The sequence below is a fragment of the Allofournierella massiliensis genome (assembly GCF_964241245.1).
Taxonomy (GTDB): Bacteria; Bacillota; Clostridia; order Oscillospirales; family Ruminococcaceae; genus Allofournierella; species Allofournierella massiliensis.
Genome location: NZ_CAXSWZ010000015.1, coordinates 1 through 14,289 on the forward strand (window position 1 = coordinate 1; position 14,289 = coordinate 14,289).

Sequence of the window (14,289 nt, forward strand, 5' to 3'; positions counted from 1 at the left end):
GGCCTTTTTCGACAGGCTGCGGCGGGCGGTATCCATAGGATACCGCCCGCCGGTGTTTTCTGTTTTTGCGTTTTATTGTTTCAGCCGCCAACTGCCCGCTCCGGCAGGTTCCACCGCGCCGATGGCCGCCAGCCGGGCCAGCATCCGGCAGACCTGACGGGAGCTCAGACGCAGCGCTCCCGCCAGCTGGGCCGGGCTGGCGCTCACCTGATCGGTCAGGTATTCCAGCAATGCCTGGCTGCCGCTGGCGGCAGGCCGGGGAGGCAGGGCGGGCCGGGGCGCAAAGGTCAGGCGCAGGCAGGTGGCACCGGGGCGCATATCTTCCCGGATGGAGGGTTCCTCCCAGCCCTGCAGCCGCCACACCGCCTGAATCTGGGGCAGGCCGCTGCCCGCCCGCTGCCCCACACCCACCAGCCGGAACAGCTCGCTCAGGCCCGGGTTACGGGCATCGCTGATGCCGCCAGCCAGTGCGCTGGACGGCTCCACCCGGAAGCAGCCCGGGTTGGTGATGTAGAGCTGGTGGCTCCGCTTTTCAATGGTCAGGCCCCGGGGATCCTGATAATCCGCGTGAATCAGGGCGTTGGCCAGCGCCTCCCGCACCGCCAGCTGCACCGGATGATCTGCCGGGCCGGGCAGGCGGGGATCGGCGCAGATGCGGTGGGCCGCCGCAAAGTAAAAGTCAAACAGTGCGCCGTTCCAGCCGGTGCCGTCCGACCGCAGGCGGCAGGCAAGGCCGGGCTGCAGCTGCTCCCGGTAGGAAAGGCGGAAATGGGGCTACACCGAACGGATGGCCCACGCTTCGCCCAGCAGCAGAAGCCCGGCGGCGGTGGGGTAGAGCGCCCCGTTTTGCGTCCGGGTCAGTGCGCCCAGACGCAGCAAAAGGCCCGCGTCGCTCAGCTCGCCCCACACATGGCCGGGGCGGCAGCGCAGCAGCCGGGCCCGGTAACGGGTCACCGCGGCGGGGCAGAGGGCGTTCTGATCCAGCCCCTCCAGCGGGGCCAGATCCCGGGGCAGGTCTGCCTGATCCCGCATCATGGCCCGCACCTCCTCGGCGGAGCAGTGGTAATCTCCCTCCCCGCCCCGCCGGTAAGCGCCGGAGAAGGGATCCGTGCCCAGATACACCGGCCGGTTGTGGCGGTCGGCACGGGGCACATGGATGATCACAATCCGGTTGCCGCCGCTCTCGTCCACCCACACGTCGGTGGAGCGCAGAATGTTGGCGCTCACCCGGGCCGGGTCGTTGACAATCTGCCAGAACTGGCGTACCAGTTCTTCCGGGTCCCGCAGAGGAACCGAAGCGAGGGTTTTGTTTTCGGTTTCGATCACGCCCAGCAGAATCAGCCCGCCGAAGGAGTTGGCGAAGGCGGAGTAGGTTTCCCAGATGCTGCGGGGCAGCCCGCCCTGGGCGCGTTTTGCCTCCAGGCGGTTGTTCTCCCGGTATTTTTCCAGGTGGGCAAGGTCGATCATAGGCGGTACCTCAACAAGGAGTCATTTTGACCAGTGGCTGGCCAGACGGCGGAACCAGCTGCCCGGAAGCTCCAGCCCCAGCAGGATGGCCAGCACCATGGCGATGGCGGTTTTCAGGGTGGCAAAGCCGATCTGCCCCGCCTCGGCGGTGGCGTTATTCACCATGGCGTAGGCGGTCTGGTAGATGCCCAGACCGGGCACCAGCGGGAAGATGCCCGCAATCAGGAAAATGGTGGCCGGGCAGCGCAGCTGCACCGCCGAAAACCGGGAGATGCACAGCACCGCAAAGGTGGCCAGAAAGATGGCGGGCAGCACCCCCCAGAGGGGCTTGAAGAGCAGATAGACCAGCCAGCCTGCCGCGCCGGTGATGCCGCAGCGCAGATAATACCGGGTGGGCACATGGAAGATCAGGGCAAAGGCCACCGTGCCGATGCCTGCGGCCAGTACCTCACAGAGAAAACGCTGCATGCTCACACCCCCCACGCAGTGTAGGCGGCCATCACCGCGCCCACACCCAGGGCGAGGCAGGCCACCACCAGAATGGCGTCCAGCAGGCGAACGCTGCCGGAGATATAGTCCTCGTCGGCAATGTCCCGGATGCCGTTGGTGAAGGCCACGCCGGGCAGAAGCGGCACCACCGCGCCGGCGGTGACCATTTCCAGATTGGTGCCGATGCCGAAATGAGTCAGAATCAGCGCGCACAGGGTGACCAGCGCCCCGCCGCTGATGTTCATGGCAATTTTGGAAAGCCGCCCCCGTACCAGATACAGAAAGTAAAGATACAGCACCAGCCCGCACAAAAAGGCCGCGGCGGCATCCCAGCCGGTGCCGCCGAACAGGTAGCCGAAGGAGGCGCTGCCCACGCCGGAGGCCAGCACCTGCTGCCAGCGGGGCTTGGAGGGCATGGCTCGGATGGCTTCCAGCCGCTCGTGGGCTTCGGCGGGGGTGTGCAGCCCCAGCTCAATTTCCCGGGAAAGCTGGTTCACCGCGTCGATCCGGTCCAGCCGGCCGCCGCCCAGCGGAATGTGCCGCACCCGGGCCTGATAGCGGCGGGGCCCGCCCCCGGTGGAAAGCAGCACGCCGTTGCTTAAAATAAAGGTATCCAGCCCGGGGTTGCCGTAAGCCCGGGCGATGCGTTCCATGGTATCGCTCACCCGGGAGATTTCGGCCCCGGAGGCCAGCAGGATCTCGCCCGCGAGGGATACGGTTTCAAAAATAAGATCGCGGTCCTCCATGGCGGGGCCTCCTTTACGGGCGGATTTTGCCCTTTTATTATACGGCGGTTTGCAGCCGGTTACAAGCGAAACCCGGCGGCTGCCCTCTTGCACCGGAGGGCGGATTTCGTTATACTGAAAGTTACACAACGGATGAACGGAATCGGGGAAAGGAGCAGACCATGAGCAGAACACTGACACAGCTTCTGGATGTGCGCCCCGGCGTAACCGCGCTGGTGGGCGCGGGGGGCAAGACCACTGCCATGCTGACGCTGGCCGAAGAGCTGGCCGAAGCGGGCAGGCGGGTGATCGTGACCACCACCACCCATATATTTCCGCCGGATGCCGGGCGGTATGGCCCGGTGTTTTCGCCGGAGGATACAGCAGGCATTGCCGCGGCGCTGGAGCGCACCGGGCTGGCGGTGGCTGCCGGGCCGCTGGACGAGCGGGGCAAGCGGACCGGAGTGAGCGATGCACAGGTGAAGGGGCTGCTGGAGCTGGCAGAGTATGTACTGGTCGAGGCGGACGGTTCCCGCCGCCTGCCCTGCAAAACACCGGGAGACCGGGAGCCCGCCCTGCCCGTCAAAACGGAGCTGGTGGTGGGCGTGCTGGGGCTGAAAAGCCTGAACCACCCGCTGGAAGCGGTGTGCTTCCGGGCCGGGCTGGCCGCCCGGCGGCTGGGGGTGGAACCGGAAAACCCGGTAACGCCGGAGCTGCTGGCCCGGCTGGCTGCCGAGCCCTGGGGCCTTGCCAAAGCCACCGAAGGGCGGCGGTTTGTGATCCTGCTGAACCAGAGCGATGCCTGCGATCCGGCGCAGCTTTGCCGGGTGGTACAGGCCGTGAAAGAAACAAGCGGCGCCCCTGTGGTGAGCGCCGCACTGCAAAAAAGAGAATGGAAAGAGGAATGAGTATGCTGATCGTGATTCGAGGCGCCGGCGACATTGCCACCGGCATCGGCTGGCGGCTGTGGCAGTGTGGCTTTGATGTGGCCATGACCGACCTGCCCCGGCCCACCTGCATCCGCCGCACGGTGGCCTTCTCCACCGCGCTGGAGGAAGGAAGATACACTGTGGAAGGTGTGATCGCGGTGGCCTGCCCGGATCTGGAATCCGCCCGGGCGGCGCTGGCAGAGCGCTGCGTGGCAGTAATCCCGGATCCGGAGGGGAAGTGTATCAAAGCCCTGCAGCCTGCCGCCGTGGTGGACGCGGTGCTGGCCAAGAAAAATCTGGGTACTGTCATCACTGACGCGCCGCTGGTGATCGGGGTGGGGCCCGGCTTCTGCGCCGGGCAGGACTGCCACTATGTGGTGGAAACAAAGCGGGGCCACCGGCTGGGCCGGGTGATCGAAGAGGGCCCTGCCGCCCCAAACTCCGGCCTGCCCGGCAACATCATGGGCTACACCGGCGAGCGGATCATCCGCAGCACCGTCAGCGGCCGGTTCGAGCCGCTGTGCGCCATCGGTGATCTGGTCCAGGCCGGTCAGACGGTGGCCCGGGTGGATGGCGTGGAGCTGAAGGTGCAGATTCCCGGCATGATCCGGGGCATGCTGCACGAGGGCATCCAGGTGACGCCGGGCTTCAAGTGCGGCGACGTGGATCCCCGGGGCCGGGAGGCGGACTACACCACCATCTCGGACAAGGCCCGGGCGGTGGCCGGCGGCGTGCTGGAGGCGATTCTGCGCCGCTACGGCAGCCGGATGCAGTGAGGCGTTTTGTACAGGACGCAGAATACCGAAAAAGACGGAAAAACACAGGCCGCCGCGTACCGTAAGGTGCGCGGCGGCCTGTGTTCCCTTGACCGACTCCGAAGAGATCGTGCAATTCCCCGCAGTTCCACCCAAACCGGAACTGCGTACTATTATTATAACATACTTAAGGCAATAAAGAACAAAATATGCACAGAATCAAGGCGATGCGACACAAAATAAGGGTTTTCGCCGGTGGCCGGGTGAGCCGGTTTCAGCTGTTCTGCCAGATAAGAAACTCCCGCCGCAGCTGGGAGAACTGCTTCACGCTTACCGGAATGGTCTGGCCGGTTTTCAGCAGAACGGTGTAGTTGGAAAACCGCTCCACATACCGCAGATTTACCACGAAGCTGCGCTGCACCCGCAGAAAGCCGCGCCCCTCCAGCTGATTTGCAATCTCCTGAATCGACACCCGGAATTTTCGGGTGGTCCAGAGTGCAGAAGAGGAGAAGAAGGCGGTGACCGAATGGCCGGAAGCCTCGAAATAGAGAATCTGCTCCAGCGGCAGAAACACATCCTCCCGATCCGCCCGCAGGCACAGGGTGTTGGTGGGGGAGAACAACGCATTCCACAGGCTGTCCATGCAGGCGGTGAAGCTCTGGGGCAGCTGGGGCTTGAGCAGATAGGCGAAGGCCCGCACCCGGTAGCCGTCCGGCGCGCAGTCCAGTGTGTCGGAGGTCAGAATCACCGGGGTTTCCGGGCTCAGCGCCCGCAGCTGGGCGGCAATTTCCAGATTGGGGCATCCGGCGGAGTGTACCTGCAGAAATACGGCGGTACATGCGCAGGTGCGGCAGAATGCCAGCAACTGTTCCGGGCGGGAGAAACGCTCCACCCGGCAGGGAAGATCATACCGCTCCAGATATTCATGAAGCAGGGCGGAAATGGATTCCGCATCGGCAGGCTGCGTGTCGCAGATGGCAAACAGCATGGCAGGGACACTCCTTTGGGGCTCAGGGTAACGATTGGCTTTGCAGGGCCCGGGCAATGCGCTCCAGGGCTTCGGGGGTATCGGCGTCCCACAGTTCCAGGGGATCCTCTGCCTCGGTGAGGCACACAAGCTGCGGCGCCGCCTTCAGAACGGCGCTGCCGCCGGTTCTGGGCGGCAGACTGGCCAGCGCGGCAAAATGCTCCGCGCCGAACAGCACCGGGCTTGCGCCCACCCCCTGCCAGGCAAGCCGGTGAATGCACCGGGGCTGGCGGCGGAAGGCTTCCTTCAGCCGGGTAAGGCTTTCCGGCCGGCACAGGGGCTGGTCGCCCTGGCAGATCAGGCATCCGTCCATGCCTTCCATGTAACGGATGCCCAGACGAATCACGTCGCTGCGGTCCTCCCGGTCATGCAGCAGGCAGGCAACGCCCTGATCGGCGCACAGCCTTGCCACCTGAGGCCAGCGGGTTACCACCAGCGTTTTAAAGAATACGCCGGCAGGCAGGTGCTTCAGCGTGTGGGTCAGCAGGGTCTGGCCGCACAGATCAGCCAGCAGCTTGTTGGAACCAAAACGTCTGCCCTGGCCGCTGGCCAGGATCATGCAGCCGATCTTCACGGCGATGCGCCCCCTTCGGATGGATTCCGCGCACAGCGCACGGGTGACGGACGTCACTGTTTTGCTTCTTATTGTAATATAATTCAGTCAGGGATGCAAGCGGGGCCTTTGGATGGCTTTTTTGGCACAAAGACCGTATAATAAAGAAAACACCCGCGTGCCGGGCGCAAAAAAGGAGAAGGCGGCATGATCCATTTCAACTATCCCAACTACCCCATGCAGTGGTACAAAAACAAGAATCCGGTATCCGGCAACGCGGGGCAGTTCAATTACAAGGTCCTGCGTGACGGCGATGAGCTGGCCGCCTGGTGCTGGATGGGTGTCTGGTGCATGGAAAAGACAAAGGATGTGAAGGAGCGGCGCTTTGCCTTTGGCGAGGAAGGCGTGGCTCAGGCCATCGCCTGGCTGAAGGAGGAGTTCGACAGCCACAGCCGGGAAGAGATCGAAAGCAAGCTGGGCTTTTTCACCACCGAACCCTACACCCCGCCGAAGGAGGAAAGCGGCGAGGGCTGAGAAAAACAGCAAAAGGGAGCGCCCCGGCCGGGATGCTCCCTTTTGCTGTTTGAAAAGAATCACACGGTTTTGATGTGCCGCCAGCCGCCCCGCTTCCAGCGGATGACAAAGATTACCGCCCGCAGGTTTTCGTCCAGCGCGAAGGCCATCCAGACGCCCACGAGGCCCAGCCCGAAATGGATGCCCAGCAGCCAGGCCACACCCACGCCCACGATCCACTGGCTGGCGATGCCCACCAGCACCGGGAAGCGCACGTCGCCCACCGCCTGCAGGTTGCGCACCATCACAATGTTGAAGCAGCGGCCCAGCTCCAGAATGACCTCCACGATCATCACCTTCTGGCCCAGTGCAATCACCTGAGGGTCGCTGCTGAACAGGCTCAGCAGCGGCTGAGAAAAGACGGCCAGCACCGCCGCGATGATCAGGGTGATGGGGGTGAAGGTTTTCAGCACCTTCCAGTTCTGGCGGTCGGCCTGGTCGAAATCCTTCGCGCCCACGCAGTAGCCCACCACAATGGCCACCGCCTGGCTCACCGCACTGATGAGCATGTAGCACACCTGAGCGAACATCACGCAGTACATGCGGGTGGTTACCGCGAAGGTGCCCATCAGGTTCACGAACACCAGACTGGTGGACTGGGAAAGATTGTAGGAAAGGCCCTCGCCGCCGGCCGGCAGGCCGATGCCCAGAAACCGCTTGAGCAGTCCGGTGGGGAAGGGGCGCAGCACCTTCAGGCTCACCCGGGCGTTCTGCACCGTGTGGAAGAAAGCAAAGATCATCATCAGCATGCCCACCGTGCGGCAGATGCTGGTGGAGATGGCCGCGCCCGCCGCGCCCAGCTGAGGCATGGGGCCGAGGCCGTAGATGAAGGCGGTGTTGCCCACAATGTTGATCAGGTTGATGACGCCGGTGCTCAGCATGATGACCAGCATCTTGGCGTGCGCCCGCAGAAAGGCGCTGAAGGTGAGCATCAGTGCCTGACAGGGCAGGCTGAGGGCGGTGATGAGCAGATAGCTTTTGGCCTCCGGCCGGGCCTCCATGGGCACCTGCATCAGGCTGAACAGCCCGTCCGCACCCAGAAGCAGGCCGGTGGTGATCACAAGACTTACGACCAGATTCAAACAGACGGCCAGGGTGTAGATCTGTTCCACCTTGTCGTATTCCCGTGCGCCCAGATACTGGCTGAGCATGATGGTGGCTGCCAGACTGATCACGTTGAAGGTGAGGATCAGGGTGGTCATGATCTGGTTTGCGTTGCCCACCGCGGCAACGGCGGTGGCGTTGTAGCGGCTGAGCATGATCTGGTCGATGTTGCCCACCAGCATCTGCAGCAGCAGCTCGATAAAGACCGGCCAGGTCATGGCCAGCAGCGAGAACTCGTGCCCCGCAATGGTGATTTTTCGGCTCAAAACGATTCCTCCTCTATGGGCGGCCGGCGGCCGCCTTGTAAAACCAGAAACATTATAGCGCAAACAATTTTCGCTTTACAGTTGGAATTTCGACGATTCTTCCAGAACATGGGCGCTGAATTTATGCACAATTACTCCGCCGGTGGTTTCGGTTTACTTTTGAGGGGGTTTGTGTTACCCTGATAAAGGATTTTTGCATGTGGGCGGCCGATGCCGCCCGCACAGAAAACACGCCGCAAAGGAGGGCGCTTTTTGAACAGGAACATTCCCCGCATCGCCCGGCTGGCCGCCGCCGCACTGGCGGTTCTGGCGCTGGCGGCCGCGTTTGTGCTGCGGTTTTCCTACTCCACCAGCTTTTTGTATCCCGGCTACTGCGGGTTTGACTCCGCTATCTTTCAGACCATCGGCAAGTACTGGGCCGAAGGAGTCACCCCCTATGCCCGGCTGTTCGACCACAAGGGCCCGCTGATCTTTTTTGTGGATGCGGTGGGCTACTGGCTCCACGGCCGGGCGGGCATCCTTGTGGTGCAGACGGTGAGCCTTGCCGTGACCGTATGGGGGCTGTACCGGTTGGGGCGCACCGGGCTTTCCCGCCCCTGGGCGGCGGGGGCCGCGGCGCTGGCGCTGGTGTATCTGGCCCGCACCTTCGACGAGGGCAACATGACCGAGGAATACAGCCTGCCCTTTCTGGCGGTGAGCCTGTATCTGGCGGCGCGCTGGTGCCTTGCCCGCAAAAAGGATCCCGCCGCGCCCCATCCCTGGCAGTGGGCGGCGGTGTACGGCGCGTCCTTCGCGGCCATTCTGATGCTGCGGGTCACCAGTGCGGTGGCGGTGTGCAGCTATGTGCTGGTGATCGCTCTGGCGCTGCTGGCAGGCCGCCAGTGGAAAAACCTTCTGGCCAACATGGGCGGCTTTCTGGGCGGCTTTGCGCTGCTCACCGGGCCCTTTGCGGTGTATTTTGCCTGCAAGGGTTCGCTGGCGGACATGCTCTACGGTACCATCGGGTACAATATTTTTTATGCCACGGAGTTTTCCATCCGGGAGTATTATGCAAACAGCCAGTGGGCGGCGAGTACCCTGAGCCGGGTGCTCACGGATTTCGGCGCGCCCCTGTTTCTGCTGGCGGTGCTCTGCATTGCGGCCCTTGTGCGGCGCAAAAACGATCTGCTGGCCTGGGGCGGGCTGCTGAGCGGGGCGCTGAGCATGTATGTGCTGTTCACCAACCGGCCCTATGTACATTATTTCATGATTGTAACCCCGCTGATCCCGCTGGCCTTTGTGCTGGCGGCGGAGCTTGTGCGCACGGGCAGGGGCAAAAAGCTGGCCCTTGCGGCCCCGGCGCTGTGTGCGCTGTGGGCGGTGAGCCTGCTGATCCGTCTGCCCGGCTGGAGCACGGACAGCTTCATGGCCAAATACCCCTATGAGACGCAACCCTACAACAATGCGGCCCGGGCGGCTGCGGCGGTGATTCCGGAGGAAGAGCGGGATTCGGTGCTGGGCTACAATGTGGACGCCCAGTGGTATCTGGCGGCGGACATCCAGCCCTGCCAGCGGTATTTCATTCATCAGGACTGGCAGGCCGCGGAGGATCCTTCCATGCGCAGCGAGATCAATGAGTTCCTGACGAAGGAGCCATCCAAATGGCTGGTGGTATCCGGCCCGGTGGAGGATACGGTCCAGCAGCTGCTGGACGAGCAGTACACCGCGGTGAGCGGCGAACAGCAGTTTACGGACTACGCAAGTTATGTGCTGTACCGCCGCAACAGCTGAAAGGAGAGAAACGCCCATGGGCATGAAACGATGCGCTTTGCTTCTGGCGGCGGCGCTGCTGCTTCTGGGGTGCGGTTGTGCCGGAAAGCAGGCTGCTTCCCAAAGCACGACACAGCTGCGCGCCCTGAAGCCGGCGGAGGGCACCGCGGTGGTCACCCAGCATCCCGGTCTGTATGATGGGTACGAATATTTCGGCGCGTTCACCGGCGACTGGGCCTTTGTATACAGTCAGGGCCAGGCGGGCTACCGGGCGGCGGGGGGCGAGTACAAGCCCCTGTATGCCGCCGATGCAGACACGGTTTTGCAGCAGGGCCGGAAGGGCGGTTATGAAGGCCCGGCGGATGACACCGGCCTGTGGCAGCGAATGGACTGGCTGGCGGAAAACTATGCCTATCTGTCCGGGGCGGACATGGTCCCCTGGTACGAGGGCGGGCTGTGGGGCTTTTCCGATCTGGACGGCAACACCAAACTGGAATCCCAGTTCGACAATCTTGCCGCCATGTGGGCCTATCAGGAAACGATCGCCCCGCCGCTGCCCACCGCCCAGCCGGTGCAGCCGCCGGAAGGGGCGGAAGTCTGGTGGACGGACCCGGAAGGCGAGGGCGTTTATGTGCTGGTGGGGGAGAAGATCCGCCGCTACAACGCCCAGGGCACCGAGCTGACCACCCCGGCGCTGGCCCGGCTGACGCTGCAAACCGACGAGAAGGGAAAAAGCACCCTGACCATCACCGATCAGGACGGCCGGCAGCTGATTCAGCTGACCAGCACCCAGCCGGACCCGCTGCACACCGAAAGCGAACTGCGCTTTGACGGCGACTGGTTCTACTGGAAAACCGACGAGGGCAGCGTGCTGCCCTGCCGCATCACCGTGGAATGAGCATTTGAGAAAAAGAGGCCCCCGGGGCCTCTTTTTTGTTTGCCTGGGGCTTGACAGAATATATTCTACAACCGTAGAATATAATTAGATACTACAAGTGTAGAAAATAGAGGTGAACCGGATGGACAATAAAATCAAACGCCTGCCGGACGCTGAGCTGGAGGTCATGAAGGCGGTCTGGGCGGCCCGGGAGCCGGTGACCCGCACCCAGCTGGAGCAGCTGCTGGGCAGCAAAAAGCAGTGGGCGCCCACCACCATTCTGGCCATGCTCACCCGGCTGGAGCAGAAGGGCTTTCTGGAGCGGGAAAAGCAGGGCCGGGCCTATCGGATCCGGCCGCTGGTGAGCCGGGAGGAGTATATTCAGGTGGAGAGCCAGAGCGCGCTGGGGCGCATGTTTGGCGGCAGCGCAAAGAATCTGATCGCCGCGCTGCATCAGTGCCATGCGCTGAGCCGGCAGGAGGTGCAGGAGCTGGCAGATTATCTGGAAGAGCTGAAACAGGAGGAAGAGTGAGATGAACGCCCTGTTTTTATCGGTGGCAGCGGTGAGCGTCGGCGGCAGTGCGGCGGGGCTGGTGTGGGCTCTTGTGCAAAAGCGGCTGGAAAAGCGGGTCTGCGCCCGCTGGCGCTGCCGGGTCTGGACCCTGCTGCTGGCGGCATTGCTGATCCTGCCGCTGGCGGGGCTTCTTCCGGCAGGCACAGCGGTGGACAGCCGCCCCGGCGTGGTGCTGGAGGTGCCCGAAGCGGCTGTCCGGCCCATGGCGGCGCCGCCGCGGTCACAGAGGCAGACCGGCCCGGAAACTACGATGTCCGATGAAACAGTCGGCCTGGCCGGGGAGGGGCAGGTACACGCAGGGCTGACGCTGCCCAGCCCACTGACTGCTGCTGCCGTGGTATGGCTGCTGGGTGCGACGGGAATGCTGGCGGTTCAAACAGCGGCGTACCTTCGCTGGCGGCATGCGGTGAAGCGCTGGGAGCGGCCTGCCCCCGCCTGGGTGGAGCCGATGGTTCGCGCCGCCGCCATTGAGGCGGGTCTTTCCAGCCAGCCGAGGGTGCGGCAGAGCCCGCTGGTGGCCAGCCCCATGGTGGCGGGGATGGTTTCGCCCACCCTGCTTTTGCCGAAAAACCTGCCGCCCCGGGAGGAGCTGGCGATGATCTGCGCCCATGAAATGGCCCACTGCCGCCGACGGGACATCCAGCGCAAGCTGCTGATCCTGCTGGCGCGGGCGGTGCACTGGTTCAACCCGCTGGTGCACTGGATGGCCGGGCAGGCCCAGCGGGAGATCGAGCTGGCCTGCGACGAAACGGTGGTGACAAACCGCCCGCCCCAGTGGCGGCAGGCCTACTGCCAGGCGCTGCTCCATGCCATCGGCGCTGCCGGGCAGCCCGCACCGGTGCTGTCCACCCGGTTTGCGCTGGAAAAGGAGCAGATCATGCGCCGCTTTGCCCGGGTGATGCGGCCGGTGAGGGGCAAAAAGGGGGCGGCGGTGTTCGGTCTGATGGCCCTGCTTGCATTGCTGTGCTGCTGCGGGCTGCGGGTGCAGGTTCCCGGCGGGGAAAGCGCCTCGGAGCCGGTTTCCGCTGCGGCCTCCAGCGTAACTTCCGAACCGGCGGCAAGTGAGTTGTCTCCCGGCACATCCGCAGGGGAAAACGAAGAGCCGCCAGAGGATATGGAAGCCACGGCCGCCCGCATCGCAGAGACCGATCCGGTGACTGCACAGGGTTACCGGAACGCCTTCGCATTGGTGGACGCGCTCAAGCACGGCGACCAGCAGGCGGTGAACCGGTGCTTGCCCTGAGCGGGGAGCCGATGTACGATGCGGGCTTTTACGCTCTTTCGGACATTTCCGGGTTGGAGCTGAACAGCGGTGCGGTGGGGCTGACCGAGCAGGACGGGAGCTACCGGGTGTTCGTGGATCTGGATGTGGAAAAACGGGGGAATACCCCGCTGCCGGAGGGGCAGCATATCTACTGGCTTACCTTCCACGATGGAATGGACAGCTTTTATGACGAGGGCTGCATCTGGAAAATGCAGCCGGAGAGCGACCTTGACCGGCATGGCGCGCCGGGGCTGGATGCGGCACAGCTGGAAGAGCTGCAGGATGAAATAAAGCTGGTGCGGGGCTGGCTGAGCAGAGACGATTTTGCCGGCACGGAGGAGATTGGCGCCGGTGCGCAGCTGGCCTACCTGTTTGTGCGTATGGAGCAGGAGAGGGAACTGGCCGAAGGCCAGCCGGCCACGCTGGAACAGCTGGCAGATGCAGCCGAGCGCTATCTGGGCATTTCGGACTACCAGCCCACGCCGGAGGTGCTGGACGAAATGTGCCATGAGGAGCAGGGAGGCTGGCAGCTGAAAGCAATGGGCGGCCTTTTGGAGGGACCAGAGCCCGCAAGTCGGTTTACTCAGGTCTATCGACAGGGAAGGGACTATGTGGTGGTGCTGTGGCAGTACCGCGACGCCCAGGGTCTGGTGCCGGAATACGGCTACTTCTACCGGATGAACAATATCGAAAACAAAGACAGCAGCTGGCGGGTGGTCAGCTGCGATGTGATGGCCGCATGATGGCGCAAAGCGAACAGGGACGCGGCGGAATATGCCGCGTCCCTGTTTCTGCCCTTGACAGTACCCCGGCCCTGTGCTATACTGAAGCTGTAAAGATATTTAGAAAGTTATATAAATATCAAAAAACAAAAGCAAGCGGCCCGAACAAGGGCGAAAGGAGGCCTGTGAGCATGGGCGATGCGTTCAAGGCGCTGGCGGACCCGACCCGGCGGCACATTCTGGAGCTGCTCAGCGGCGGCGAGATGACCGCGGGCGACATTGCCGCCCAGTTTCAGATGGCGAAGCCTTCGATCAGCCACCATCTGAGCATTTTGAAGGCGGCGGGCCTGGTCACCGACGAGCGGCGGGGGCAGAACATCGTGTACTGCCTGAACCTGACGGTGTTTCAGGAATTGATGAAATGGTTTTACGATATGGGTTTTGCCAGGGGAGGCGAAAACGATGAACAATAAAAAACTTCTGATTGCGCTGGGGGCGGTGTGCCTTGTGAACTTCGTTGCCCACCTGTGCTTTTATCCCTCTTTGCCGGATACCGTGCCCATGCACTGGGGCTTTGACGGCCAGGTGGATGGCTGGGGCCCGAAATACATGGTGCTGGTTACCGCGCTGATTCCAGCGGCGATTCTGCTTTTGATCGCGGTGGTGCCGAAGATCGACCCCCGCAGCGAGAACTTTCAAAAGTTCGGCGGCATCTATCGGGGTTTTCTGGCGGGCATTGTGCTGTTCATGTGCGGCATCAGCTGGCTGAGCGAGCTCACCGTTTACAACGTGCTGCCGGACGGCAGCAGCCTTGTGGGCGTGCTGGTGAGCGGCGGCATCGGCATCCTGTTCATCCTGCTGGGCAACTACATGCCCCGCATCAAGCAGAACTACACCTTCGGCTGCCGCACCCCCTGGGCGCTGGCGGACAAGCACAACTGGAACCGGACCCAGCGCATGGGCGGTATCACCTTTGTGGTGATGGGCGTGGCCCTGCTGTTCCTGGGCCTGTTTGCAAAGGCGCTGGGGGAGGGGCTCGCCCTTGGTGCGCTGCTGGTGGTGGTGCTGGGCGGCACGGCGTGGATCTTCGTTTACTCTTTTCTGGTGTTCAAAAAAATCATGCGATAAATGCAAAAAATCCCCGTGGCAAAAATGCCGGGGTGACATAAGAAAACGACGCCGGAAAAGAGCTGTTTTTGCGGGATTGCAGCGTCA

General features: G+C 63.2%; 17 protein-coding genes. 10 read left to right on the forward strand and 7 right to left on the reverse strand.

Going from position 1 to position 14,289, the window contains the following annotated elements:
• Positions 1 to 72: 72 nt before the first annotated feature.
• From ACESYO_RS09225 to ACESYO_RS09240, 4 genes are all read right to left on the reverse strand, one after another.
• A complete protein-coding gene (locus ACESYO_RS09225; protein ID WP_373209846.1) occupies positions 73 to 612 on the reverse strand; it encodes an ATP-binding protein in 540 nt (179 codons plus the stop codon).
• Between the two features lie 162 nt (positions 613 to 774).
• Complete coding sequence (locus ACESYO_RS09230; protein WP_373209847.1) at positions 775 to 1,467, reverse strand: AlbA family DNA-binding domain-containing protein; 693 nt, start codon at positions 1,465 to 1,467, stop codon at positions 775 to 777.
• Positions 1,468 to 1,488: 21 nt separating this feature from the next.
• The gene (locus ACESYO_RS09235; protein ID WP_058962872.1) at positions 1,489 to 1,935 is read right to left on the reverse strand and encodes a threonine/serine exporter family protein; all 447 of its coding nucleotides are present in this window, start codon (positions 1,933 to 1,935) and stop codon (positions 1,489 to 1,491) included.
• Positions 1,936 to 1,937: 2 nt separating this feature from the next.
• A complete protein-coding gene (locus ACESYO_RS09240) occupies positions 1,938 to 2,702 on the reverse strand; it encodes a threonine/serine exporter family protein (RefSeq protein WP_058962871.1) in 765 nt (254 codons plus the stop codon).
• Between the two features lie 161 nt (positions 2,703 to 2,863).
• Here ACESYO_RS09240 and yqeC point away from each other — a divergent pair, with 161 nt between their 5' ends.
• Both yqeC and yqeB read left to right on the forward strand, forming a co-directional pair.
• The gene (yqeC, locus tag ACESYO_RS09245) at positions 2,864 to 3,589 is read left to right on the forward strand and encodes a selenium cofactor biosynthesis protein YqeC (protein ID WP_058962870.1); all 726 of its coding nucleotides are present in this window, start codon (positions 2,864 to 2,866) and stop codon (positions 3,587 to 3,589) included.
• Positions 3,586 to 4,386 (forward strand): selenium-dependent molybdenum cofactor biosynthesis protein YqeB, encoded by an 801-nt coding sequence (yqeB, locus tag ACESYO_RS09250; protein WP_058962869.1) that lies wholly within the window; start codon positions 3,586 to 3,588, stop codon positions 4,384 to 4,386. The genes yqeC and yqeB overlap by 4 nt, the downstream gene beginning before the upstream one ends.
• 253 nt (positions 4,387 to 4,639) lie before the next feature.
• On the opposite strand, the gene ACESYO_RS09255 is transcribed toward yqeB, so the two are convergent.
• Positions 4,640 to 5,353: a LytR/AlgR family response regulator transcription factor gene (locus tag ACESYO_RS09255; RefSeq protein WP_058962868.1), complete on the reverse strand. Its 714-nt coding sequence runs from the start codon at positions 5,351 to 5,353 to the stop codon at positions 4,640 to 4,642.
• Positions 5,354 to 5,375: 22 nt separating this feature from the next.
• Positions 5,376 to 6,023 carry a nucleotidyltransferase family protein gene (locus tag ACESYO_RS09260; RefSeq protein WP_132587292.1) on the reverse strand — a complete coding sequence of 216 codons (648 nt, stop codon included), beginning with the start codon at positions 6,021 to 6,023 and terminating at the stop codon, positions 5,376 to 5,378.
• A 129-nt stretch (positions 6,024 to 6,152) separates the two neighbouring features.
• On the opposite strand from ACESYO_RS09260, the gene ACESYO_RS09265 reads away from it, so the two are divergent.
• Positions 6,153 to 6,479, forward strand: coding sequence for a hypothetical protein (locus ACESYO_RS09265; RefSeq protein ID WP_058962866.1), 327 nt, complete (start codon positions 6,153 to 6,155; stop codon positions 6,477 to 6,479).
• A gap of 59 nt (positions 6,480 to 6,538) precedes the next feature.
• On the opposite strand, the gene ACESYO_RS09270 is transcribed toward ACESYO_RS09265, so the two are convergent.
• Entirely contained in the window at positions 6,539 to 7,888 is a 1,350-nt protein-coding gene (locus ACESYO_RS09270) for an MATE family efflux transporter (RefSeq protein WP_082669476.1), read from the reverse strand.
• Positions 7,889 to 8,140: 252 nt separating this feature from the next.
• On the opposite strand from ACESYO_RS09270, the gene ACESYO_RS09275 reads away from it, so the two are divergent.
• The 7 genes from ACESYO_RS09275 to ACESYO_RS09305 all read left to right on the forward strand — a co-directional run bounded on the left by ACESYO_RS09275 (position 8,141) and on the right by ACESYO_RS09305 (position 14,202).
• Positions 8,141 to 9,658 carry a hypothetical protein gene (locus tag ACESYO_RS09275; protein ID WP_058962865.1) on the forward strand — a complete coding sequence of 506 codons (1,518 nt, stop codon included), beginning with the start codon at positions 8,141 to 8,143 and terminating at the stop codon, positions 9,656 to 9,658.
• Between the two features lie 16 nt (positions 9,659 to 9,674).
• A complete protein-coding gene (locus ACESYO_RS09280) occupies positions 9,675 to 10,535 on the forward strand; it encodes a hypothetical protein (RefSeq protein WP_058962864.1) in 861 nt (286 codons plus the stop codon).
• Positions 10,536 to 10,656: 121 nt separating this feature from the next.
• Positions 10,657 to 11,046 (forward strand): BlaI/MecI/CopY family transcriptional regulator, encoded by a 390-nt coding sequence (locus tag ACESYO_RS09285; protein WP_058962863.1) that lies wholly within the window; start codon positions 10,657 to 10,659, stop codon positions 11,044 to 11,046.
• Between the two features lies 1 nt (position 11,047).
• Entirely contained in the window at positions 11,048 to 12,331 is a 1,284-nt protein-coding gene (locus ACESYO_RS09290) for a M56 family metallopeptidase (RefSeq protein WP_373209848.1), read from the forward strand.
• The gene (locus tag ACESYO_RS09295; RefSeq protein ID WP_373209849.1) at positions 12,319 to 13,095 is read left to right on the forward strand and encodes a hypothetical protein; all 777 of its coding nucleotides are present in this window, start codon (positions 12,319 to 12,321) and stop codon (positions 13,093 to 13,095) included. The genes ACESYO_RS09290 and ACESYO_RS09295 overlap by 13 nt, the downstream gene beginning before the upstream one ends.
• A gap of 170 nt (positions 13,096 to 13,265) precedes the next feature.
• A complete protein-coding gene (locus ACESYO_RS09300) occupies positions 13,266 to 13,547 on the forward strand; it encodes an autorepressor SdpR family transcription factor (RefSeq protein WP_058962861.1) in 282 nt (93 codons plus the stop codon).
• Positions 13,537 to 14,202: an SdpI family protein gene (locus ACESYO_RS09305; protein WP_058962860.1), complete on the forward strand. Its 666-nt coding sequence runs from the start codon at positions 13,537 to 13,539 to the stop codon at positions 14,200 to 14,202. The genes ACESYO_RS09300 and ACESYO_RS09305 overlap by 11 nt, the downstream gene beginning before the upstream one ends.
• The last annotated feature ends 87 nt before the right edge of the window (positions 14,203 to 14,289 follow it).